This is a genomic window from Sphingorhabdus sp. YGSMI21 (assembly GCF_002776575.1).
GTDB lineage: Bacteria > Pseudomonadota > Alphaproteobacteria > Sphingomonadales > Sphingomonadaceae > Parasphingorhabdus.
In genome coordinates this window covers 268,459-290,780 of the sequence record NZ_CP022548.1, presented here as the reverse complement: position 1 = coordinate 290,780, position 22,322 = coordinate 268,459, and the positions used below count along the sequence as shown (strand labels likewise).

17 protein-coding genes are annotated in these 22,322 nt (G+C 58.1%); 9 read left to right on the top strand and 8 right to left on the bottom strand.

The features are described 5' to 3' along the window. Window positions 1–11 precede the first annotated feature (11 nt). Window positions 12–4,664: a glutamate synthase large subunit gene (gltB, locus tag CHN51_RS01380; RefSeq protein ID WP_100092419.1), complete on the bottom strand. Its 4,653-nt coding sequence runs from the start codon at window positions 4,662–4,664 to the stop codon at window positions 12–14. Window positions 4,665–4,967: 303 nt separating this feature from the next. On the opposite strand from gltB, the gene CHN51_RS01375 reads away from it, so the two are divergent. The 3 genes from CHN51_RS01375 (at window position 4,968) to CHN51_RS01365 (ending at window position 10,662) form a co-directional block, all read left to right on the top strand. Then, window positions 4,968–5,918, top strand: a complete 951-nt coding sequence (locus tag CHN51_RS01375; protein ID WP_100092418.1) for an XdhC family protein — start codon at window positions 4,968–4,970, stop codon at window positions 5,916–5,918. A gap of 84 nt (window positions 5,919–6,002) precedes the next feature. Then, a complete protein-coding gene (locus CHN51_RS01370; protein ID WP_100092417.1) occupies window positions 6,003–9,200 on the top strand; it encodes an amidohydrolase family protein in 3,198 nt (1,065 codons plus the stop codon). A 280-nt stretch (window positions 9,201–9,480) separates the two neighbouring features. Continuing rightward, window positions 9,481–10,662 carry a hypothetical protein gene (locus CHN51_RS01365; RefSeq protein ID WP_100092416.1) on the top strand — a complete coding sequence of 394 codons (1,182 nt, stop codon included), beginning with the start codon at window positions 9,481–9,483 and terminating at the stop codon, window positions 10,660–10,662. 254 nt (window positions 10,663–10,916) lie between these two features. On the opposite strand, the gene CHN51_RS01360 is transcribed toward CHN51_RS01365, so the two are convergent. From CHN51_RS01360 to CHN51_RS01340, 4 genes are all read right to left on the bottom strand, one after another. Then, a complete protein-coding gene (locus CHN51_RS01360) occupies window positions 10,917–11,546 on the bottom strand; it encodes a peroxiredoxin (protein ID WP_100092415.1) in 630 nt (209 codons plus the stop codon). A 546-nt stretch (window positions 11,547–12,092) separates the two neighbouring features. Then, window positions 12,093–12,677: a hypothetical protein gene (locus CHN51_RS01350; protein ID WP_206169924.1), complete on the bottom strand. Its 585-nt coding sequence runs from the start codon at window positions 12,675–12,677 to the stop codon at window positions 12,093–12,095. 272 nt (window positions 12,678–12,949) lie between these two features. Continuing rightward, window positions 12,950–13,276: a hypothetical protein gene (locus CHN51_RS01345; RefSeq protein WP_100092413.1), complete on the bottom strand. Its 327-nt coding sequence runs from the start codon at window positions 13,274–13,276 to the stop codon at window positions 12,950–12,952. A 619-nt stretch (window positions 13,277–13,895) separates the two neighbouring features. After that, window positions 13,896–15,326 (bottom strand): amidohydrolase, encoded by a 1,431-nt coding sequence (locus tag CHN51_RS01340; RefSeq protein WP_100092412.1) that lies wholly within the window; start codon window positions 15,324–15,326, stop codon window positions 13,896–13,898. 199 nt (window positions 15,327–15,525) lie between these two features. Here CHN51_RS01340 and CHN51_RS01335 point away from each other — a divergent pair, with 199 nt between their 5' ends. Next, window positions 15,526–15,792 carry a hypothetical protein gene (locus CHN51_RS01335; RefSeq protein ID WP_100092411.1) on the top strand — a complete coding sequence of 89 codons (267 nt, stop codon included), beginning with the start codon at window positions 15,526–15,528 and terminating at the stop codon, window positions 15,790–15,792. A 64-nt stretch (window positions 15,793–15,856) separates the two neighbouring features. Here CHN51_RS01335 and CHN51_RS01330 read toward each other — a convergent pair whose 3' ends face one another. From CHN51_RS01330 to recF, 3 genes are all read right to left on the bottom strand, one after another. Next, on the bottom strand, window positions 15,857–16,447 hold the full coding sequence (locus tag CHN51_RS01330) for a molybdenum cofactor guanylyltransferase (RefSeq protein ID WP_100092410.1): 591 nt from the start codon (window positions 16,445–16,447) through the stop codon (window positions 15,857–15,859). Between the two features lie 40 nt (window positions 16,448–16,487). Further along, a complete protein-coding gene (locus CHN51_RS01325) occupies window positions 16,488–17,144 on the bottom strand; it encodes a CHAP domain-containing protein (RefSeq protein ID WP_346426331.1) in 657 nt (218 codons plus the stop codon). Between the two features lie 110 nt (window positions 17,145–17,254). Beyond that, entirely contained in the window at window positions 17,255–18,328 is a 1,074-nt protein-coding gene (recF, locus tag CHN51_RS01320; protein ID WP_100095358.1) for a DNA replication/repair protein RecF, read from the bottom strand. A gap of 614 nt (window positions 18,329–18,942) precedes the next feature. On the opposite strand from recF, the gene CHN51_RS01315 reads away from it, so the two are divergent. The 5 genes from CHN51_RS01315 to CHN51_RS01295 all read left to right on the top strand — a co-directional run bounded on the left by CHN51_RS01315 (window position 18,943) and on the right by CHN51_RS01295 (window position 22,321). Beyond that, complete coding sequence (locus tag CHN51_RS01315; RefSeq protein ID WP_100092409.1) at window positions 18,943–19,122, top strand: PspC domain-containing protein; 180 nt, start codon at window positions 18,943–18,945, stop codon at window positions 19,120–19,122. 125 nt (window positions 19,123–19,247) lie between these two features. Then, on the top strand, window positions 19,248–20,207 hold the full coding sequence (locus CHN51_RS01310; RefSeq protein WP_100092408.1) for a cation diffusion facilitator family transporter: 960 nt from the start codon (window positions 19,248–19,250) through the stop codon (window positions 20,205–20,207). 247 nt (window positions 20,208–20,454) lie between these two features. Next, window positions 20,455–21,093 (top strand): lysophospholipid acyltransferase family protein, encoded by a 639-nt coding sequence (locus tag CHN51_RS01305; RefSeq protein WP_240616824.1) that lies wholly within the window; start codon window positions 20,455–20,457, stop codon window positions 21,091–21,093. Beyond that, on the top strand, window positions 21,090–21,899 hold the full coding sequence (locus tag CHN51_RS01300; RefSeq protein ID WP_100092406.1) for a DUF1295 domain-containing protein: 810 nt from the start codon (window positions 21,090–21,092) through the stop codon (window positions 21,897–21,899). The genes CHN51_RS01305 and CHN51_RS01300 overlap by 4 nt, the downstream gene beginning before the upstream one ends. Beyond that, window positions 21,896–22,321, top strand: a complete 426-nt coding sequence (locus CHN51_RS01295) for a VOC family protein (RefSeq protein WP_100092405.1) — start codon at window positions 21,896–21,898, stop codon at window positions 22,319–22,321. The genes CHN51_RS01300 and CHN51_RS01295 overlap by 4 nt, the downstream gene beginning before the upstream one ends. Window position 22,322 lies beyond the last annotated feature (1 nt).

The window sequence follows — 22,322 nt, the reverse complement described above, 5'->3', positions numbered from 1 at the left end:
AATATTTTCGTTCATTCTGCAGCGACGATCGTCTCGAGACGTTCGGCTTCGAGTTGTTTGAGGGCCGACGCATAATCGCGCGGCATGACCTTCACGAAACGGCCGAGGGATTCATCCCAATTGTCGAGAATTTCGCTCGCCCTTTTGCTGCCGGTATATAATTTGTGACGCTCCAGCAATATCCGTAGCCGAGCCGCATCATGGTAGAGCATGTCGCCCATGCCATAGTCGTTCACATCGACCGGAAGCTGCTGCGGCAGGGCCGTGCCCTCTCCGTCTTCTGCGCCTGCATCGATGGTTTCGATATCGACCATCGCCATGTTGCAGCGCTGGCGGAACAGGCCGTCCTCGTCATAGACATAAGCGACCCCGCCGGACATGCCAGCCGCGAAATTGCGCCCGGTCTTGCCGAGCACGGCGACGACGCCGCCGGTCATATATTCGCAGCCATGATCGCCAGTGCCTTCGACAACCGCGACCGCGCCGGAATTACGGACCGCAAAACGTTCGCCGGCAACGCCGTTGAAATAGGCTTCGCCCGCGACCGCACCGTAGAGCACGGTGTTGCCGACGATAATATTCTGGGTCGGATTACGATCGACATGGGTGGGCTGTTTGACCACCACCCGGCCCCCGGACAGTCCCTTGCCGACATAGTCATTGGCGTCGCCGACCAGTTCAGCGGTCACGCCATGGGCGAGAAAAGCGCCGAAACTCTGGCCAGCAACACCTTCAAATTGCAGCTGGATCGTGTTGTTCGGCAGGCCGGCATGGCCATATTTTTTCGCGACCTCGCCCGACAACATCGCGCCGACGGTGCGGTTGACATTTTTGACCTTGCGCTCGATCTTGACGGTCTGGCCATTGTCGAGAGCCGGTGCAGCAGCAGCGATAAGATCCTTGTCCAGCGCTGCATCAAGGCCATGGTCCTGAATCATCGTTTGGTGCAATGTCTCACCTTCCGGCAGCACGACTTCGTGCAGCAGGCGCGACAGGTCGACGCCTTCGGCTTTCCAGTGACGCAGAGCCTTGTTCATGTTGATCCGGTCGACGCGGCCGACCATTTCCTCGATCGTGCGGAAGCCCATCTCGGCCATGATCTGGCGCAGTTCTTCGGCCACGAAGAAGAAATAGTTGATCACATATTCCGGCTGACCGGTGAATTTCTTGCGCAATTCCGGATTTTGTGTCGCCACGCCCACAGGACAGGTGTTGAGATGGCATTTGCGCATCATGATACAGCCCGCTGCAATCAGCGGCGCGGTGGCAAAGCCGAATTCGTCTGCGCCCAGCAGAGCGCCGATCGCGACATCGCGACCGGTCCGCAGGCCGCCATCGACCTGCACCGAGATTCTGGAGCGCAGTCCGTTGAGCAGCAAAGTCTGCTGCGTTTCCGCCAGACCGATTTCCCAGGGCGAACCGGCATGGGTCAGCGACGTCAATGGCGAAGCGCCGGTACCACCGTCATAGCCGGAAATGGTCAGATGATCGGCACGCGCCTTGGACACGCCAGCCGCAACCGTACCGACACCCACTTCGGACACCAGTTTCACCGACACACGGGCACCGGTGTTCACATTTTTCAGATCGTGGATCAGCTGCGCCAGATCCTCGATCGAATAGATGTCATGATGCGGTGGCGGCGAGATCAGTCCGACGCCCGGCGTCGAGTGGCGGACCTTGCCGATATTCTTGTCGACCTTGCTGCCCGGCAGCTGGCCGCCTTCGCCGGGCTTGGCACCCTGCGCCATCTTGATCTGGATATCGTCGGCATTGACCAGATATTCGGCGGTCACACCAAAACGGCCGCTGGCCACTTGCTTGATCGCCGAGCGCATGCTGTCGCCGTTGGCCATGGGCAGGAAACGGTCCGGTTCTTCGCCACCTTCGCCGGTATTGGACTTGCCGCCAATCCGGTTCATCGCGATGGCAAGCGTCGTATGCGCCTCGCGGCTGATCGAGCCGAAGCTCATCGCCCCGGTGGCAAAACGTTTCACAATTTCAGATGCTGGTTCGACCTCGGAGATATCCAGCGGCTCTTCGGCTTTCTCAAGCTCCATCAACCCGCGGATAGTCAGCAGATGCTCGCTCTGTTCGTTGACCGATCGCGCGAATTCCGCGTAATTCTTCGGGTCATTGCCGCGCACGGCATGCTGCAGATTGGCGACATTGGCAGGCGTCCAGGCGTGATCCTCGCCGCGGATCCGGTAGCCGTAGATACCGCCGACATCGAGCATATTACGGTAGATCGGATTGTCGCCATAGGCTTCGCTGTGGCGGGACACGGTTTCTTCGGCGATTTCCGCCAGACCGACGCCTTCGATCATCGTCGCCGTGCCGGTGAAATATTTCTCGATAAATTCAGTGGACAGGCCGACCGCGTCAAAAATCTGCGCGCCGCAATAGCTTTGATAGGTCGAAATGCCCATTTTCGACATGACCTTCAAAATACCCTTGCCGATAGCCTTGATATAATTTTGCTCGACCTGCTGCTGGGTCAGCGGCAATTCGCGGCGTATGCGGATTTCCTCGAGCGTTTCGAAGGCCAGATAGGGATTGACCGCTTCCGCGCCATAGCCCGCGAGCACGCAGAAATGGTGCACTTCACGGGCTTCACCCGTTTCGACCACCAGGCCGGTCTGCATCCGCAGGCCCTGACGGACCAGATGATGGTGGACGGCTGCAGTTGCCAGCAGGGCCGGCATCGCGATCCGGTCTGGACCCTTGGCCCGGTCGGAGAGGATCAGGATATTGCGGTCGGCGAGCACGGCTTCGGTTGCCGCCCAGCACATTTCCTTCAGCGCCATTTCCAGGCCGGCGGCACCGCTTGCGGCTTCCCATGTAATATCGATGGTCTCGGTCCGGAACGCCCCGTCCAGCGCCTCTTCCACCGAACGGATTTTCAGCAAATCCGCGTTGGTCAGCACCGGCTGGTCGACCTCTAGCCTTTTGTGTGTGCCGGCGTCATGACCCAGCAGATTGGGCCGTGGTCCGATCATCGAGACCAGCGACATCACCAGTTCCTCGCGGATCGGATCGATCGGCGGGTTGGTCACCTGGGCGAAATTCTGTTTGAAATAATCGTATAGTAGCCGCGGTTTTCCGGACAGGACGGCGATCGGCGTGTCAGTGCCCATCGAGCCGATCGGGTCGATACCGTCGCTCGCCATCGGCTCGAGGAATTTGGTAATATCTTCCTGGGTGAAGCCGAATGCCTGCTGGCGATCAAGCAGAGCGGCGGGGCTGTCCAGCCCGTTCGCTTTCGGCGCATCGACATCGTCAAGATCGTCGAGATCGAGGTCTTTCAGATTATATTGCGTGGATTCCAGCCATTTTGCATAAGGTTTGGCCTTGGCGAGATCAGCCTTGATCTCTTCATCCTCAATGATCCGGCCCTGCTCCATATCAATGAGCAGCATCTTGCCCGGCTGCAAGCGCCACTTGCGGACGATATTGTCTTCCTTGACGGGAAGGACGCCGGATTCCGACGCCATGATCACATGGCCGTCATCGGTGACACAGAAGCGGGCAGGGCGCAGGCCGTTGCGGTCCAGCGTGGCACCAACCTGGCGCCCGTCGGTAAAGGCAACGGCTGCAGGGCCATCCCATGGCTCCATCAAGGCGGCGTGATATTCGTAAAATGCCCGGCGGTCGGCATCCATCGTCGGGTCACCAGCCCAGGCTTCGGGGATCAGCATCATCACTGCATGGGGCAGCGAATAGCCGCCCGCGACCAGCAGCTCCAATGCATTGTCGAGGCAGGCCGTATCGGATTGACCGTGCGGGATCAGCGGCCACATCTTGTCGAGATCAGCCCCCAACAGGTCGGATTCCATGGTCCGGCGGCGGGCATTCATCCAGTTTACATTGCCGCGCACGGTGTTGATCTCGCCATTATGCGCGATGAAGCGATAGGGGTGTGCCAGTTTCCATGACGGGAATGTATTGGTGGAGAAACGCTGATGAACCATCGCCACGGCGGAGGTGGTGAGCGGATTATCGAGATCCTTGTAGAAAGATCCGACCTGATCGGCGAGCAGCAGGCCCTTGTAGACGATGGTTCTCGTCGAAAAGGACGGCATGTAAAATTCGGACAGGCCGGGCATGTTATTTTTTTCCGCGATACCATCGAGCGGATTGTGCACCTGTTTGCGAATTGCGAGGATTTTGCGTTCGAAGGCATCCTGATCGGCCAGCGTTTCGCCTTTGCCGACGATCGCCTGGCGAATCAGGGGCATCTGTTCGAGCACGGCTTTGCCTATGCCTGTGGTGTCGATCGGCACGTCGCGCCAGCCAATGAAATCCTGCCCTTCCTTGGCGATGAAACGCTCGAAATGTGCAGTCGCATAATCCGCTTCTGCCGGGTCCGACGGCAGGAAGCACATGGCCACGGCATAGTCGCCGATGGCGGGCAGAGTCAGCTGCTGTGAATCCGCCCAATCCCGCAGAAGAGCATCGGGAATCTGCAATAATATGCCGGCACCGTCGCCCAGCAGCGGGTCGGCGCCCACAGCGCCGCGGTGATCAATATTGACCAGAATTTCCAGGCCACGTTTGACCGTGAGATGCGATTTCTCGCCATTGATATTCGCGACAAAACCGACGCCACATGCGTCATGTTCGTTCTTTGAATCGTACAGGCCTTGCCGTGGCGGGAAACTCATATTCCGTCCTCATATTTCGATTGGATTTTTGTAATTAAGATGCTCCTAGATGGATTTTTACGCATTTTGAAGATAAGATTTATGGACAAGGGCAAAGAAACATTGCGCAGCCACCGATTGCCGCTACGGATGACGGGGCAATCAGGACAAAACATGCCATGATTTCAGGGTTCTGGCCCCTGTCAAAAGCCGGAGCGTGAAGACGGATTTTGCCGATCGGCTGCATGGAGATTGCCCCACAAGCCGCTTTGCGGCATGGATCTTCGCGTCAATCTTCTTCGGTAAGCGTCGGGACAGTCACGTTTGAACAATATTTTCCCCATCTTCGAATTCCTGCAGGCAAAAGCGGCAGCGAAGCAGAAAATCGTCCTGATCACGCTGACTGCTGTCACCGGTGCATCGACGCGCAACCCGGGCGCACATATGGCGGTGGCAGAGGATGGCTCGTCGACCGGTTCCTTCTCCGGCGGATGTGTAGAGGCCGCGGTGGTGGCCGAAGCGCTGGACGTGATCAATGCCGGCAAACCGTGCGAGATCAGATTCGGTGCCGATTCCCCCTATCTTGATATCCGGCTGCCTTGCGGTGGCGGCATCGACCTGCTTTTCATGCCGGTGGCAGACCGGGGCATTGTCTCCGATATTTTTGGCCGTATTGAACGGCGGGAGCCGCTGACGCTCATCCTCGATCACCAGGATGCTCGCATCCGCTGCGAAGCGGGGGCAGATCACCGCATGTCGGTGGAGCGGCAAGGTTCGCGCATTCTCGTGCATCATATTCCGGCAGCGAGACTCAATATATTGGGCCACGGTCCATCGGTTGAAAGCCTGGTCAGGCAGTCGGTCAGCTATGGTATCGATTGTTCGGTCCTGTCGCCGGATGCCGATATTGTTGACCGGACTGCCGCATTGGGGATTTCCGCGGAACTGCTGAAAACGCCACAGGCGACAGCGCTGCTCGATCCCGATCCCTGGACCGCCTGCATTTTCTACTTTCACGATCACGATTGGGAAGCGGCACTGATGAAACAGGCCTTGTCCTCGCCCGCCTTCTACGTCGGCGCGATGGGAAGTCGCAAAACCCATGCACTGCGCCTGCAATATCTGGCTGAGCTAGGGGTGTCGGCGGAAGAAAGCGATCGGATGGTTGCGCCGATCGGCTTGATCCCCTCGACGCGGGATCCGGCGACACTGGCCTTGTCGACCCTGGCGCAGGTGGTGGAAAACTATCATCGGCATTTTGGTTTCAGGACCTAGCCGTCAGCAGCTGTTCCTTGTTCCTTCCGGCCGCAAACTGGAATAGGGTGAACAGATCGATGACATTCTTCTCCGGGGATTAACATGAAATATAGTCTGGTTTCGGTTCTTGCGACATTATTCCTTTCAGGAACTGCACTGGCGCAGGACAAGCCCGATGAGGCCAAATGGGATGTCAACGCACCCGCCGGCGCGATGATCAAACAGGTGCCGATCAACGTCGATGAGGGCAGCTGGATCGATGTCGATGTCAGTCCCGACGGCCAGAGCATTGCCTTTGCCTTGCTCGGCGATATTTACACCATGTCGATGGCGGGCGGAACGCCGACCCGGATCGCTGAAGGTCTCGCCTGGGAAGTGCAGCCGCGCTTCTCGCCCGACGGCGAGCGCATTGCCTTTACCTCCGACCGTGGCGGCGGCGATAATATCTGGATCATGAACCGCGACGGCAGCGACAAGCGGCAGGTGACCAAGGAAGAATTCCGCCTGCTCAACCAGCCCAGCTGGAGCCCCGACGGGCGCTATGTGGTGGCGAAAAAGCATTTTACGACCCAGCGCTCGCTCGGCACCGGCGAAATCTGGATCTATCATGTGTCCGGCGGCGGCGGGGTGCAGCTGGTCGAGAAGCCGAGCGAAAAGCATCAGAAGGAACTGGGCGAACCGATTTACGCGCCCGATGGCAAATCTGTCTATTATACCCGCAACATCACCCCCGGCGGTACCTTCATCTACGCCCAGGACAGCAACAGCGACCTGTTCAATATCGAAAAATATGATCTGGAAACCGGAGAGGTTAGCACGGCAGTTTCGGGTCTTGGCGGATCGGTGCGCCCAAATCCTTCCCCCGACGGCAAGAAGATCGCCTTCGTCCGCCGCGAGATGACGCGTTCAAAGCTTTATGTGAAGGATCTGGAATCCGGGATCGAGCGCAAGGTCTATGACGATCTCGATCAGGATGTGCAGGAAACCTGGGCTGTCACCGGCGTCTATCCGAATATGGACTGGACTCCTGACAGCCGCGAGATCGTCTTCTGGGCCGGCGGCAAGATCCGGCGGGTGGCCGCTGACGGCAGTGCCTCCTCGGTGATCCCGTTTCAGGTCAGCGACAGCCGGGGCGTCGCTGATGCCCCGCATCCGACGATTCCGGTCGCGCCTGACAGTTTCACGACCAAAATGCCGCGCTTTGCCGCCGTATCGCCCGATGGCCGGACCGTTGTTTTCGAAAGCCTCGGCAAGCTCTACTCCAAACCGATGAGCGGCGGGACGGCCAGGCGGCTGACCAGCGGTTCGGAACGCGAGCTTTTTCCTTCCTGGTCGCGCGATGGCCGTTCGATCGTCTTTGTCGGCTGGACCGACGCCGGACTGGGCCAGATCAAGACGGTTTCGGCAGGCGGTGGTTCGCCGCGCACCGTCACCAACCGGCCCGGCCATTACGCCCGGCCGCATTTTTCTCCCGACGGAAAGACCATCGTCTTCGAGATGAAGGAAGGCGGCTATATGACCTCGCCCGAATGGTCGGTCGAGGATGGTGTCTATCGCGTGCCGGCTGGCGGTGGTTCCCCCGTGCGCGTTGTCAAGGGTGCAGCCGGGCCGCAATATGGCGCGAGCAGCGACCGGATTTTCATGCTTCAGAACGAAGATGACCAGCGCGTCCTGATCAGCACCGATCTCAACGGCGAGGCAAAACGCACCCACGCCAAAGGCGCTCTGACCAACGACTATATCGTCTCGCCCGACGGCCTGAATGTTGCTTTCCGGCAAAGCTATGAAGCCTATGTCATGCCGCTGATGCCCGGCACCCAGGCGGTCGAGGTCAGCCCGAGCAGTACATCGCTGCCGGTCACGCGGGTCAGCGCCAATGGTGCCGACTATATCAACTGGTCCGATGGCGGGCAGACGCTCCACTGGAGCATCGGGCCCACGGTCTATTCGGTCCAGACAAGCGCGCTGTTTTCCCACGCGCCAGCTGCGAAGGATGCACCCAAATATCAGCCGCCGACCAGCGGCGTTTCGCTCGAACGAACGATTGCAGCGGACAAGCCTTCCGGAACGGTTGTGCTTACCGGCGGGCGGATTGTCACCATGTCCGATGACGACGGCGGGATCATCGGTGATGGCGTGATTGTCATTCAGGGCAATCGCATCGCTGCGGTCGGTCCGCGCGGTGAGGTCAGCATCCCCGCTGGCGCCGCAACCGTTGACGTTACCGGCAAGACCATCATACCCGGTCTGGTCGACGCGCACGCGCACGGCCCGCAGGGCAGCGACGAACTGGTGCCGCAGCAGAACTGGTCGCTGCTGCAAAATCTCGCGCTCGGCACGACCACGATCCACGATCCGTCGAGCCGCGCCAGCGAAATATTTGTCGCCAGCGAAATGCAGCGCGCCGGGATGATCCTGGGTCCCCGCATCTTCTCTACGGGCGAGATCGTCTACGGCGCGAAGGCCGCCGACGTCTATGCCGAGATCAACAATCTTGACGACGCGCTCGCCCATGTCCGCCGACTGAAGGCGCAGGGCGGCCACAGCGTCAAGAATTACAATCAGCCCCGCCGTGAACAAAGGCAGCAGGTGGTCGAGGCCGCGCGTCAGGAAAATATGCTGGTGGTCGCCGAAGGCGGTTCCCTGTTCGGTATGGACATGGCGCTGGTCGCCGATGGCAACTCGACGCTGGAGCATAATATTCCGCTCGATATCTTCTATGACGATGTCGTGCAGATGTTTGCGCAGTCCGACACCAATTATACACCGACTCTGGTGGTCAGCTATGGCGGGCTGGCGGGCGATCCCTATTGGCGCCAGGCCACCAATGTCTGGGAAAATCCCCTGCTGGTCCACACGCCGCCCAAAATCCTGGCTGCCGAGACCGTTCGCCGCACCAAGGCGCCGGACAATAATTTTGTTGATGATGACAATGCCCGGGAAGCCAAGAAGCTGGCCGATGCCGGTGTAAAGGTTGCGATTGGCGCCCATGGCCAGCAGGCCGGTATCGCCAGCCACTGGGAACTCTGGTCCTTCGTGCGCGGCGGCATGAGCCCGGTGGAAGCGCTGGCGGCCGGTACGATCATGTCTGCCCGGTCGCTCGGCATGGGCGCTGAGATCGGTTCGCTCGAAGCAGGCAAGCTTGCCGATCTGTTGGTGCTGGATGCCGATCCGATCGCAGACATCCGTAACAGCGATAAGATCAGCCGCGTGATGCTCAACGGGCGCCTGTACGATCCTTTGACGATGAACGAACTGGTGACCGGCGACCGGAAGCGCGCGGCCTATTGGTGGGAGTGACCGGACCGCTTGCACGCCTGTTTCCGGTATCTCCGTCGCTGGCTGAAAGTCCTGCCTGACTAAAGGCGGCGTAAATATGATATAATGAACCCGGCTATTCGGCCGGGTTCACTATAATGGGATGAACGCCAGTTTAACAGCCGTATGATTTCGGTGAACACCGAGTGAATAGGCCATTCAGAAACTCGGTTCGTCCGGATTTTCCGCTCATACCGTCGTTGGGACAGGAGTCTAATCCATCAGGCGGGCGTTGATTGATCACCACATTAGGAGAAGTGAGATGATCAACAGCATCAAGATTGCCAATAATAACGGGCTTCAGGCTAACGGCGCACCGGTAAAGACAGCCGGCCGCCTGTCCATGATCAGCATATTTGCGATTTCGGCGGGTATTGCCGCCGCCTCTGTCCAGGCCCAAGAAACGCCGGCCCCAGCCGCCGCCGCTCCCGCGCCCGTTGCGCCGGTTTCACCGGATATTGCGCCGGTGATGGCTCCCCCGGCTGCGCCTACGATCGCCCCGACAGTCGCGGTACCGCCGGCAGGAAATCCTGCTGCCGTGAAAGCGGACACAGTGCCGCCGGTCAGCCCGGATCGGGCCGAGGATATAGCGCGCAAGGGCAATTTCGATGCCGAAACCGTAGCGCCGGAAGCGCTGGCGCAGATCGAACGCGAGCAACAGGCGCGCAAGGCTGCCGCAGCCAAGGCTGCAGCCGCTTCTGTCAAGGCACCTGCCGTTGCGTCCGGCAGCGTCAATGCTGCTCCGGCACCGGCAACTTCCACCGAAGCCCCGGTGATGACCGTTCCGGAATTTGAAAGCGGGAATCCTTCGGAAACCGTTGCCGCGATCCCGTCCGCAACGCCCGCACCTGATGCCGCAGCCTCCTCCGACGCCTATTCCAGTGAAGCCGGAGCCGACTGGGGCCTGCTCGCCGCACTCGCAGCGCTGCTCGGCGTTGGTGGTGCCGGCGCTTATGCGGCCAACCGTCGGCGCAAAAGCAAGGCGGCTACGGCAGCCCGGACCGATGGTACCGATCCCCTTCCTGCTTCGCTGACAACGGCCAGCACCGCCAACCGCCTGCCAGAACCGGCCGACAGCCGCTCTCTGGAGAGCAAGGCCAGTACGAAGGCGGATTTCGCGGCCTTTGTTGCCAACCTGCCAGCATTTGACGCACAGCGGACTGGGACCGGTCAAGCCGCAACCATGGGTGAGCGTCGTGTCGCCGCCGCGCCCCGACCGTATCTGACCGACGCCGACCGGTCCCGCCCGGCAGGCTATTTCACCGCCCATGTCGAGGCGATGCCGACACCGCAAAATCCGTTCCTGACCCGGCAGAAGCGCCTGAAACGCGCGCGTTTTCTCGATGGCAAGCTGACCGGACCCGATACGTCGCGCAACGGCCGGCCGAACAGGATATCGGGCAATATGCAAGTCTCCCGCCCGCTGGAGCCTGCGTTTAGCTAAGGACCGTCGCTCAAATGACAGGAAAGGGTGCTCCGTGTTTCGGGGCACCCTTTTTCTTGCAGGCTCCAGCAGCATGATGGTCAGAGCGCCGCTGCGGGGGCGCGGTCACCCGCGTACTGCACGAAGAGATAACCATGCGGACGGCACCATGGCGCATGGCCGTGCCGTCCGCGTGATTTGCTGCGATTCAGGCCGGCGAGGCATGTCCGTTCGTCAGAACGTGCCTCGCCGGATCGGGCATTAGCGGGATTGTTTTAACTGACGTCCGTCGTCCGCAGATAGGGCCGATGCTCGGTCCAGCCTTGTGGAAAGAGACCCTTCGCCTCTTCGTTGCTGATCGACGGCGGAATGATCACATCCTTGCCAATCTGCCAGTCGGCGGGCGTGGCAATGCGTTTTTCATCGCTCAGTTGCAGCGCATCGATGACCCGCAGAATTTCGTCAAAATTCCGTCCGACGCTCATCGGATAGGTCATGGTCAGGCGGACCTTCTTGTCGGGGTCGATAATGAACACCGACCGGACCGCAGCCGTTTCGCTCTCGTCGGGATGAATCATGTCGTACATTTTCGCAATCGCCAGATCCGCGTCGGCAACGATCGGAAATGTAAGATTGGTATGCTGCGTATCGTTCACATCTTCGATCCATTTGCGATGTTCTTCCGCCGTGTCGGTCGACAGGCCGAGCGGCTTGGTATTCCGCTTGGCAAATTCTTCGGCAAGCTGTGCGGTGCGCCCCATTTCGGTGGTGCAGACCGGGGTGAAATCGGCCGGATGGCTGAAAAAGAACACCCAGCTGTCGCCAGCCCAGTCGTGCAGGCTGATTTCCCCGTTCTGGGTATCGACGGTGAAGTCCGGGGCGGTATCTCCAATATGTAATGTCATCGTTTTTCCTTTCTGATGGTTTGCCCTCATTAGCCGGACCGCCCGGATCAATCCAATTGAATTACACAGTTACATTAATCGTTATATTGAATGAACGATGGCGGTCTGCGAGGCTTCGCGTCGGTTGGCTCACGGGTACGCCAGTGATAAGTGTCCATGACAGTATTGCGGCGGCCATGTCGGAAATATTGGCCGGGATGAAAGGTTTAGGAGGCGCGGCTCTGGTGACGCCCTGCTGATCGACGCCCTGCTCAAGATCGCGCAGGCAGCCGATTATTTCGGGATCGCGATGTTGATGCTCGATGTGCTGGATTGTGGCGATCCCGAGCGCACCGGGAGACGAAAGGCCCTGTATGAGAACTATGGCTTTCGGGCGTTGGAGGCTGAGCCGTTGAGGATGTTCTTACCGATGGGGACGGTGCGGATGGTGGTTGATGGGGAATTGGAGTGGCCTGAAACGGTATTGCCTAGAATATTTAAAAGCGAATTACGGTGATTTGCACTAGTTGAATGTGAGCATGGTTGTGAATTGAGTGAACTGTCACCTTAATTCGAGTCGTTAAAGTATCCATCACATCCGCTGAAGTACCCAGAAACCGCATTCATCACATCGGCCAGATTATCTAAGTGTGTTGACGCAAATGCTATCGGAAGCGGTTGACCTTTTTGATCTACAGGATAGCGATAGGCATCAGACCTAGGATCGATCTTCGCGAACTGCGCGACGACTGACGCAACAATGGGATCGGCTTCGTCAGGATCAGGCGTGCCATATCGGTCGAGCATTTCCTCGAACGCTTTCCATAGTTTCTCCAGATCGTGAGTGTCCCAGATCGGCTTGATCTCAACCTGCGGGCCATATGTTGCGATCTGGTACTTCAATGAAAGCTCGATGAATTGACGATAATTAAATATGATCGGGTAAACCAAGAAATCTCGATCAGCTCGGTTTTGGGCGCAATGGGCTACAGCCAAGTCTGCCGCTTGTTTGTAGCCATTCATCATCAAGATCAACCGGGTGAAATCGTCCTCTGCGATAATTGTGTTGTCCATCGGATCGGCTGCCTCGACGAACGGTTGATCCCCATCTACGGGCCAACGGAATTCTGAGTTCAATATGGTGTCAAACATATGTCGCTTTGACATTTATACCTCCAATAGAATGCTGTCTCAATCAACCGCATCACTCGCCCGCGGAAGGGATCTTATCAAGCCGAGGCCCGCTTCGCTACGTATCGGCTTTGTATTACGGTGACAGGTGCAACATTCGCCATTTACCCAATACCACACTTAAATTTTCACCCGTGGGCAAAAACGGACAGAGGATCGAAGAAATTGGGGAATGGTGCACCTGTCACCGGATGCCGCTCTAGTCGATCCTGAAGCACTCCATGGGTTGGTTTTCACTCATAGAGCGAGGTTTCGTAACGACGTTCGTGGCACATTTCTGCGGTTGCGCCTTTCAGCTCGGCCCGCATGACATGGATGTCTGGTTCAATCGAAAACGGCTTGGAGCTATCCCACCATCGGGCGTGCACCAACAGTTCGAGTCCAGACCCGTCGATGTACGTATAGTTCCACCGCTGGCTCATCGTCCTACGTTCTTCTCCACCAAGCATGCCTACAGCCTCTGCAGCTTCGACCACCGCGTAAATATTTTTCGCCTCGGCCGCCTGATCGATGATCGTCACGAAGCGGTAATACAACTCTAGCGAAGTTTGTTCGGCCATGAGCGCAGATACCAAGTGATCTCAGGTCATGGTAGCTATTTCTTCTTGCTGACCTTAAGCTCGAGGGTGCTGGATGCAACTACCCAGCCCTTGATGGCGTCACCAATCAATTACGGTGGCATTCGCCACAACCCCAAATCCACCACCCCAAAAACCCCTTTCCTACACCCCTCCCAATCGCCTATCTTCCCACCGCTCCCACGCCGAGCGCGGGACAGGCTCTTTGACAATCCGCATAAGCGGAAGACCCTCCCGCGCGCGCATGGATCAGACGCTCCGGATCCCGCAGCGATTTGAAAGGTCACACTAGGCACTAGGCTGCTGTCCAACCAAGTCAGGAAATCTGCGGCTTTCGGGCAAAGGTCGCAGAAAACAAAAGCAAATGTCTGTGTAAAGTTCGCTTCTGGTAAAAAAATGGTCAGGCTCGCACAGAGCCACAAAGCCGCGAAGAGTTTAAAGAAACCGCACAATCGCTTTGCGGCTTCGCGTCTTCGCGCGAGTCCGATAAAGGCCCCGACCAAAGGACGACGGGTTTATTAGCGCAGCACCTAAAACAGGCTGTCCTACACCCGATCCCATGACCTAAACTCTCAGCATGGACTCGATTCATGCGCCCCGATTATTTCCGGTAATCCAGCGGCGGATCGCGGTCGCCGAGCAGCGACTTATATTGATAATCCGGCCCCCGCGCCTCGTCGAACTCGGCCTTCGCCTCGGCGCGCAGCTCGGGATTGGTGTACAGCTCGATTGCCGCCAGCGTCAGCGTCTTGGCCGCAACCTGGGTGCCCTTGAAGCCGATCGACATGCCGCTCGCTGCAGAAGACTGCCAACTGTGCGCGGACGTGCCGGGCACCCATGTCGCGGTGCGCAGGCCGACGGTGGGCGTTGCGTAGGAGACATCGCCGACGTCGGTCGAACCATAGCCCAGCGATACATTATAAGGCTGAATCTCTCGCTGGCTGCCCAATTTCAGGCCCGGCTTGTCAAAGCTGGCATAGATGCCCTCGGCAAATTGCTGTTCTGCCGCCGTATAGGTAACGCCGCCGACCTGGCGCAATTTGGCGTCCATCATTTTCGCCAGCGGTTCGTTGACCAGCAGCGGATTATTGCCATGGATCACTTCCCAGTCGACCTTGGTGCCTGTGCCCATCGCCGCGCCGCGCGCCGCATCTTCCAGTCGGGCCCAGATCGCGTCGACCTCGGCCGGATCGGGGTGGCGGACATAATAGAAGACTTCGGCAAAGTCGGGCACAACATTGGGCGCGGTACCGCCTTCGGTGATCACATAATGGATCCGAGACTGCTGCGGCACATGTTCGCGCATCATGTTGATCATCATGTTGAAAGCCTCGACCCCATCCAGCGCCGAGCGGGCCTTGTCCGGGGCGCCGGCGGCATGGGCGGAGACGCCGCGGAAACGGAATTTGGCCGAGCGGTTGGCCAGCGTCGTGTGGGCGGCAGCGGAATTCTCGTCAGCGGCGTGCCAGTGGAGCGCGATGTCGACATCGTTGAACAGGCCGGCGCGGACCATATAGACCTTGCCGCTGCCGCCTTCTTCGGCTGGCGTCCCATAAAGCCGTACGCGTCCCGGCGTGCCGCTCTGTTTCAGCCATTTGCTTACCGCGATGGCGGCCTCCAGCGATCCGGCAGCAAACAGATTATGGCCGCAGGCATGGGCGGCGGTCTTGCCGTCAATCGGGCTGCGGGTGGCGAGGGCGTCCTGGTTGATCCCGGGCAGCGCATCATATTCCGCCAGTATCGCGATCACCGGCCCGTCGCTGCCATATTCGGCGATGAAGGCGGTCGGGATAGCGGCAACTCCGGCGGTAATCTCAAATCCATGGGCTCGCAGCTGGTCCTGCAGCAGCGCGCTGGACTTCTGTTCCTGATAGCCGACTTCCGCCCATTCCCAAAGCTGCCGGGCGGTCTGCGCCGATTCTGCAGACCGGGCATCGATCAGCGCGGATATATCCGCCATCACGTCCTTTTGCTGGGCCTGCGTGGCTGCAGGAAGAGTCGCCAGGGCGAGCGTTACGGCATATCGGATCATGAAAACCTCATAGGACTAGCAAATTGGGTAGAGGATCGCACAAGCGGCACGAGGGGGCAACAGGCTTGTGGTTCCACTTTTTGCACGTGTTTTACGGTCAATTGCAAAAATGCAACTCGCAGGTGCAGCATTTCATATTGCAACTTAAAATCCCCCGGCCATAGTTGCTCCACAAGTTCAAAACCACTGGAGTTAAACCATGCGTAAACTATCCTCCCTCATCCTCGCGGCGACCGCGCTGTCCTTCACCGTTCCGGCTGCATCCGCTGCTGAAGCAGAACGCAACGACCGGCTGTTTGACGCCACCGGCGCCAGCGTTGCCAAAGTCAACCGGGTGCTGGACTCCGGCGATCTTCTGGTCATCTACAAAGGCAAGGTACGGCGGATCGAAGCCTCGACCCTGTCCAACACCGACGGCAAGCTGGTTACCAGCCTGACGAAGACGGAAATCCGTCGTCTCGACTAGGCGCAGCATCGCCCGATAAAATTCTGCAGTGATTGTCACTGCCCAAGAAAGCCGGTGCTTCCCCTCAAGCGCCGGCTTTTTTGATGCCTGTAGCGGCGGCCAGGTCTTCCGGACGGTTGATGTTGATGAACCCTTGTGGGTCGTCCCAAGTCACTGATATTGCATTACATTCTTGGGACAGCCATCGCAATGACGGTGCTCGTTCACCGGGCTCGCAGGTGGTTCGGACGGCATTGACGCTATCGCAGCGCCAATAGGCAAAGGTCGGATGCATGCGCTGCCGGTCCCGGGCAACGGCACAGCTGCCGCTCGCCGGAAGCCGCTCGATCAGATCTGCGGGAGCATGCGGGGCGTCGACCGGGACGGTGACGAAGCCGCCGATCGCTGGCTCCAGCTCTTCCAGACGGGCCGCGATCGAGAAGATCGCGCCGACCGGACCGTCCGGGGCTTCCGGGTCATCGCTGATGACGGGCAGCCCGGTGCCGTAATCCTGACGCGCTGAAAGCAATATCCGGTCTGCAATGCCGCTATATCTGTCGACCAGTCTATCGATCAGTCGTTGCCCTTCAAAATGGATGACTGCCTTGTCGCTACCCATGCGGGTCGACCGGCCGCCAGCGAGGATGACAAGGCAGGAAGGCGGGTGGGCGATCATTGGCAAGGGTCCGGCTGAAGCATATTGCTTCAATCTGGACTCAGCTGCCCACTCTGTCCAGCAATTCCCCGATCAGGTCTCTGGCTTCCGTGGCGGGCGGCTGTTCCTGATTGGCGGATCTGGCAAGTTCGGCCTTCAATTTGCCGTCGAACAAAGGGCGGCTGGGCCGGCGACTGCTCTGTCTGGCGCTCGACGATGCCCATTGCCGGCCGGCCTGCCGCTCCGGCTTCGCGGGGTAAATGAAGCCGTTCACCGGGAAAGCCGTGGTGCCAAGCTTGCCGATTGGCGCGTACCAGATGCGGACCTTGCTCCAGTCGTTATGTTCAGAAACGTCGCGGGCGGCGACCCGACGTTCGATCTGGCCACGGCGGCCATTGATAGGTGACCAGTTGGCGTGGCTGATCAGGATCGTGCGGTCATCGACAATTTCCCGGACCACTGCAACATGTCCCAGCCGCATGGAGCCATGGCTGGGCAGCGACAGCACCGCACCCTCAGCCGGCATTGTCCCGCGTTGGTAATGGCCTTCCGCCTGATCCCACCAGCTGTGGGCATCGCCATAGATACGAATGCCGCTGAGCTCGCGGGCGAAAGGGACACATTGCAGATAGTCGTTCGCATGAGCCGGAGCGGGCATCATCAGCGCCTGCAAAGCGAGCAGGATCGGAATGATCGCGTTACGCACTGTGATCAACAAGTCTTTAAGAGTCTTTGAATCCATCAAGCGAGGCATAGCGCTGGGGCAAAAAGCGAAAGCTAATGGTCATGGTAAACCACTCGTAAACCATATTTGGCATTCACGGCATCCTACCGTCGGGTTACGGTCCCGTCAGATACTTCGAAATGCAGCGCGTCGCCGGGAATATCTCTGAACAGGTCGGGTTCGGTGCCGGTAAGCCAGACCTGTCCACCGCGCTCCGCGAGCTTGCCGAACAGAGCTGCCCGGCGCTGAGGATCGAGATGGGCGGCGACTTCGTCGAGCAGCAAAACCGGGCGTCTGTCGCGTTGCTCGGCGATCAGATCCGCGTGCGCCAGGATGATCGAGAACAGCAAGGCTTTTTGTTCGCCGGTCGAGCATTTATCGGCCGGCTGCTGCTTGGCGGAATGGAATACGTTGAGATCGGTGCGATGCGGGCCTCTGGTGGTTCGACCGGCTGCGCGGTCGACCGCCCGATTATGCTGCAGCATCTGGCGGAGTTGGTCCTCGCTGTGTAACTGCCCGTCCGCCAGATCCACGACAGGTGTGGCAAATATCTGGCCATCCGATTGTCCCAGACGCTGGTTTAGGGCGGATATCATCCGGACCCGAGCTTCTGCGACGAGTGAGCCGAATTGTGCAAGTTGCGCATCCAGGCCGTCCATCCAATCTTTGTCCGCGGGATAAGCGTCGGCGAGCAGCCGGTTGCGTTCGCGTCGCGCCGCTTCATATCGGGCGCTGTTCCGGGCATGGGCAGGCTCCAGTGCGGTCACGAGCCGGTCAAGAAAATTGCGGCGCCCCGAAGCGCCCTCGGTGAACAGCCGGTCCATTGCCGGAGTTAGCCATAATATCGAAAGCCACTCCGCCAGATCATTGGTTGGGACAGCTGCTTCGTTGATTCGGGTTTTGCGGCGTTCGGGTGCATCTACACTGGTACCACTTCCCAGATGTACATCATCCAGTTGGGCGGCGACGGCGAAATCGCCCGGGCCGCCCTGTCTCGCAATATCACGTAGTGAGGCGCGTCTGAGGCCGCGGCCCGGCGCGAGCAGCGATACTGCTTCCAGAATATTGGTCTTGCCCGCCCCATTGGCGCCGCTGAACACCATGAACCCGGGAACGGCGTTAAGACGCAACTCCGGGTAGTTGCGAAAATTGTGCAGAGTGAGCTGTGACAAGGCCATGACAGGGCTGGTCACTAGCTTTCGTCCACAGCGAAGAGAAGCAAATTCGGCGGCGACGCGGGTTTCGTCCGGTTCCGAAAAATCTTCCACCAAAGTTTAGTAAAAATTACCAACTGTAGGTTTTGTGTAGGGCGGCGCAAAATGCGAAATTCATTTAACCTATTGAAATATATGCAATAATGCAAACTGGCACGGGTCCTGCAAAGTATCAGGCATCTTCGCAAGGATGCGAAAACAAGTTCAAGTCGAAAGGAAATCAAAATGTTCTCGAATGTCTCCAGCAATATCTCCGCCGCCGTAGCCGCTATTTTCTCTGCAGCCGTTCTTGTGAGCGCCAGTGTCGGTCCGGCCGTCAGCGACGCCGCTTCGGTCATCGTTTAATCCCCTCTATATTCTAGGAAAGCACATCTCATGTCACTCGATCTCCAAAATTCATTTTCCGCCGCTTTCGCCGCAGCCGTTTCAGCAGCTTTGTTTGTCGGTGCCAGTATCCTACCGGCTATCAACAATGCATCGTCGGTGGTGATCTGATGGCCGGAAAAAGCAAAGGCTCGGAGTCCGCATCCGGTAGCTGGCCGGAACCAGTCTCATCTAGAAAAGGAAGCAATCAACCCATGAAGAACAAACTCAAACTCGACAAAGCCAATGGCAAGCTGATGGGCGTCTGCTCCGGCTTGGCTAACTGGAGTGGAATGGACGCAAATCTTTTGCGTATCATCTTCGTTCTCGCGACCATATTCGGCTTCGGTTCCGCGATCGTCATCTATCTCGCGATCGGTCTGATTGTCGATTAATCTCGACATCAGGTCATCGCTGGATGATATAACATACGGAAAATATTGTATAAAACCATAGACCGCTCTGGCTAATCCGTGTAATCGAACGATTGAGTATTCATATTGCAATAGTCGGAGCGCAGATGTCCGCAGGTCATCATCACAACCACGGCCATTTTACCCATAGCCATCACGACCGTCATGGTGCGCACGGCCATATGCCGACCAATTTCAGTCGCGCCTTCGCGCTCGGAATTTCGCTCAACATCATATATATCATTGTCGAAGTCATATTCGGCCTGCTGGCCGGATCAATGGCGCTTTTGGCCGATGCCGGTCACAATTTGTCCGATGTCCTCGGTCTGGCCGTTGCATGGGCCGGCGCTGAGTTGTCCAAACGTCCTCCCAGCAAGCGGTTTACATATGGCCTCGGTGGATCATCGATACTGGCTGCGTTGCTCAACGGACTTTTTCTGCTGGTCGCTTGCGGTGCCATCGCATGGGAAGCGATCGAGCGCTTCAGTGCACCTAGCCCGGTTGCATCGAGCACCGTTGTAATTGTTGCTTCGCTTGGCATTGTTATCAATTTTGGCACCGCAATGCTGTTCGTCAGTGGCCAGAAGGAAGATATCAACATCCGGGGCGCGTTTCTCCACATGATGGCTGACGCCGGTGTGTCGGCCGGAGTGGTGATTGGCGGCATTGCGATCTATTTCAGCGGGCTGAACTGGATTGATCCGCTAATCAGCCTGCTGATCGTGGCGCTGATCTTCTGGAGCACATGGGGGCTATTGTCCGAGGCTGTGAGAATGTCTCTTGCAGGCGTGCCCCGCGATATCGATGTGGAAGAAGTGATGGCATATCTGACAGCTTTGCCCGGCGTTCAGGCGGTGCACGATCTCCATATCTGGCCGATGAGCACGAGCGAAACAGCGATGACAGCCCATCTGGTGCTGCCAGAGGGGCACCCGGGCAAAGGTTTCCTGGCCACTGTCCAGAAAGAATTGAACAGATTATTCTCCATCCATCATATCACTATTCAAATCGAACTCGAGGATGAAGAGGCGGATCAGTGCCATACGGATTGTCACGGGCGCGACTGAGGTGCTTTGCAGCTCCTGATAACGCGTAGGAAAGATTCGGGTTTCGCTAAAGAATATCGGACTTGGAGTGAACAAGGCTCCCCGTTCGTGTTCATTCTTTGACCGACAGGAAAGTTGCGAACGGTAAATCTCCGCATCGGGGGCGCTGTGGCGATTGCACTAACGGACATCTTTCGTTGCGTAGCCGGAAAATGGACTTATGGTCTCCGGACAAACGCGGCGCTCAATCCCGCGAGTGGGAGGATGTGTGCACGACGAAATCAAACCGAACTGGCTGTCGGAAATTGTTCGTCGATTTTCTGTCTTCGTCTTTACGGTCAACGGATGGACCGCGGTCCAGGAAAACCCGCCTCCGCGAAAAGCGGTAATCATTGCTGCCCCTCATACGAGCAACTGGGACTTTCTCTATTTCTTCGGTCTGATCAACAAGCTCAAGATCAGATCCTACTGGATCGGCAAGGACACGTTATTCAAGCCACCCTGGGGCGACATGATGCGGCGCCTGGGGGGTATTCCGGTGAACAGGTCGAAATCGCAGAATATGGTCGACGCAATGGTCAGGGAATTCAACCGGCGTGATGACTTCCTGCTGACAATCCCGCCCGAAGGAACCCGTGGCAGCGTCAAGGAATGGCGGACAGGATTCTATTATATAGCGCTCAAGGCGAAAGTGCCGTTGATCATCGGTCTGATGGACTATTCAAAGCGAACCGGAGGACTGGGGCCGTCCTTCATGCCATCGGGGGATTATAAAGCCGACATGCAGAAGCTGAGCGATTTTTATCATAGCGTGACACCCAAATATCCCGACAAGGCGATGCGCGATATTGTATCAACGGAACCCGGTGGCATAGGTGAAGCAGACGGACAAGGAGAAGGCAGATGAACGTGCTTGAAGCTTTGGGGCTGAACTTTGGCTTGCTGGTCATCATCATGATCCTCTTGTGGTTGATATCGATACGGATCCGTGACGTATCCTTCATCGACGCATTCTGGGCCTATGGTATGGCGATCATGGCCAGCGCATCTTTCATACAGACCGAAAACCCGGGATCTCTGGCTTACACGATATGGGCGCTGACAGCGCTCTGGGGGATCAGGCTGGGAACCCATCTGTTCCTGCGGTGGCGCAAGGAAGGTGTTGATCCCCGCTATAAGAAGATAATGGGGCGCGCTATGGAGAAGCAGGGCATGAGCTTCGCCAAGGCCGCTCTGCTCAAGGCTTGGGCCATGCAAATACCGTTACTGTTCATCGTCTGCCTTCCGGCGCAACTCGGCATATTGCTGGCGGGCACCGATGGCCTGTCTACTGTGTCGATCATCGGCGCGATAATAGCGCTCGTAGGCATCGCTTTCGAAACTGTAGGTGACATGCAACTCAAGGCTTTCAAGGCTGATCCGGCCAGCAAGGGCAAGGTACTGGATAGCGGATTGTGGAAATATACGCGCCATCCCAATTATTTCGGTGATTTTTGCGCGTGGTGGGGCATCTGGCTGGCCGCCGCGCCGCTGGGCTGGCCTGTATGGCTTGCCGCGATCGGCCCGTTGTTCCTGAGCTTCACGCTGATGAAATGGAGCGGTGCGCCGCTGCTCGAGAAAAGCCTGAAAAAGAACCGGCCTGATTATGCGGACTATATCGAGCGCACATCCGGGTTTTTCCCGATGCCGCCGAGAAAGTCTTCCGGTAAATGATCAAGGGCGTCCACCACATCGCTATCGGGGTACCCGATATCGAGGCCGGTCTCGCATTTTATCGAGACGTTATCGGCTTCGAGCTGGACTGGCGCAGCGACATCCCGTCGGACAATGACAAGGCCGGTGCGGCGGTCGGCCTTCCCGGTTTCGAAGCCAGAATGGCCATGCTGAAAGGCCCCAACATCAGTCTCGAGCTATGGCAGTATAGCAGACCCGAACCACGCGATCGGCGTAGCAATCCCGCCGATCTCGGTTATCCGCATATGGCCTTGGCTGTCGAGGATATCGAAGCCGAACATGCCCGGCTCAGCGAAGCCGGCATGACCTTCGTTGGGCCTCCTGTCGACTTCGGACAGCAAAAGGCGATCTACGGCCGGGACCCGTTCGGCAATGTCATAGAACTGCTGGAAGAAGTCTAGC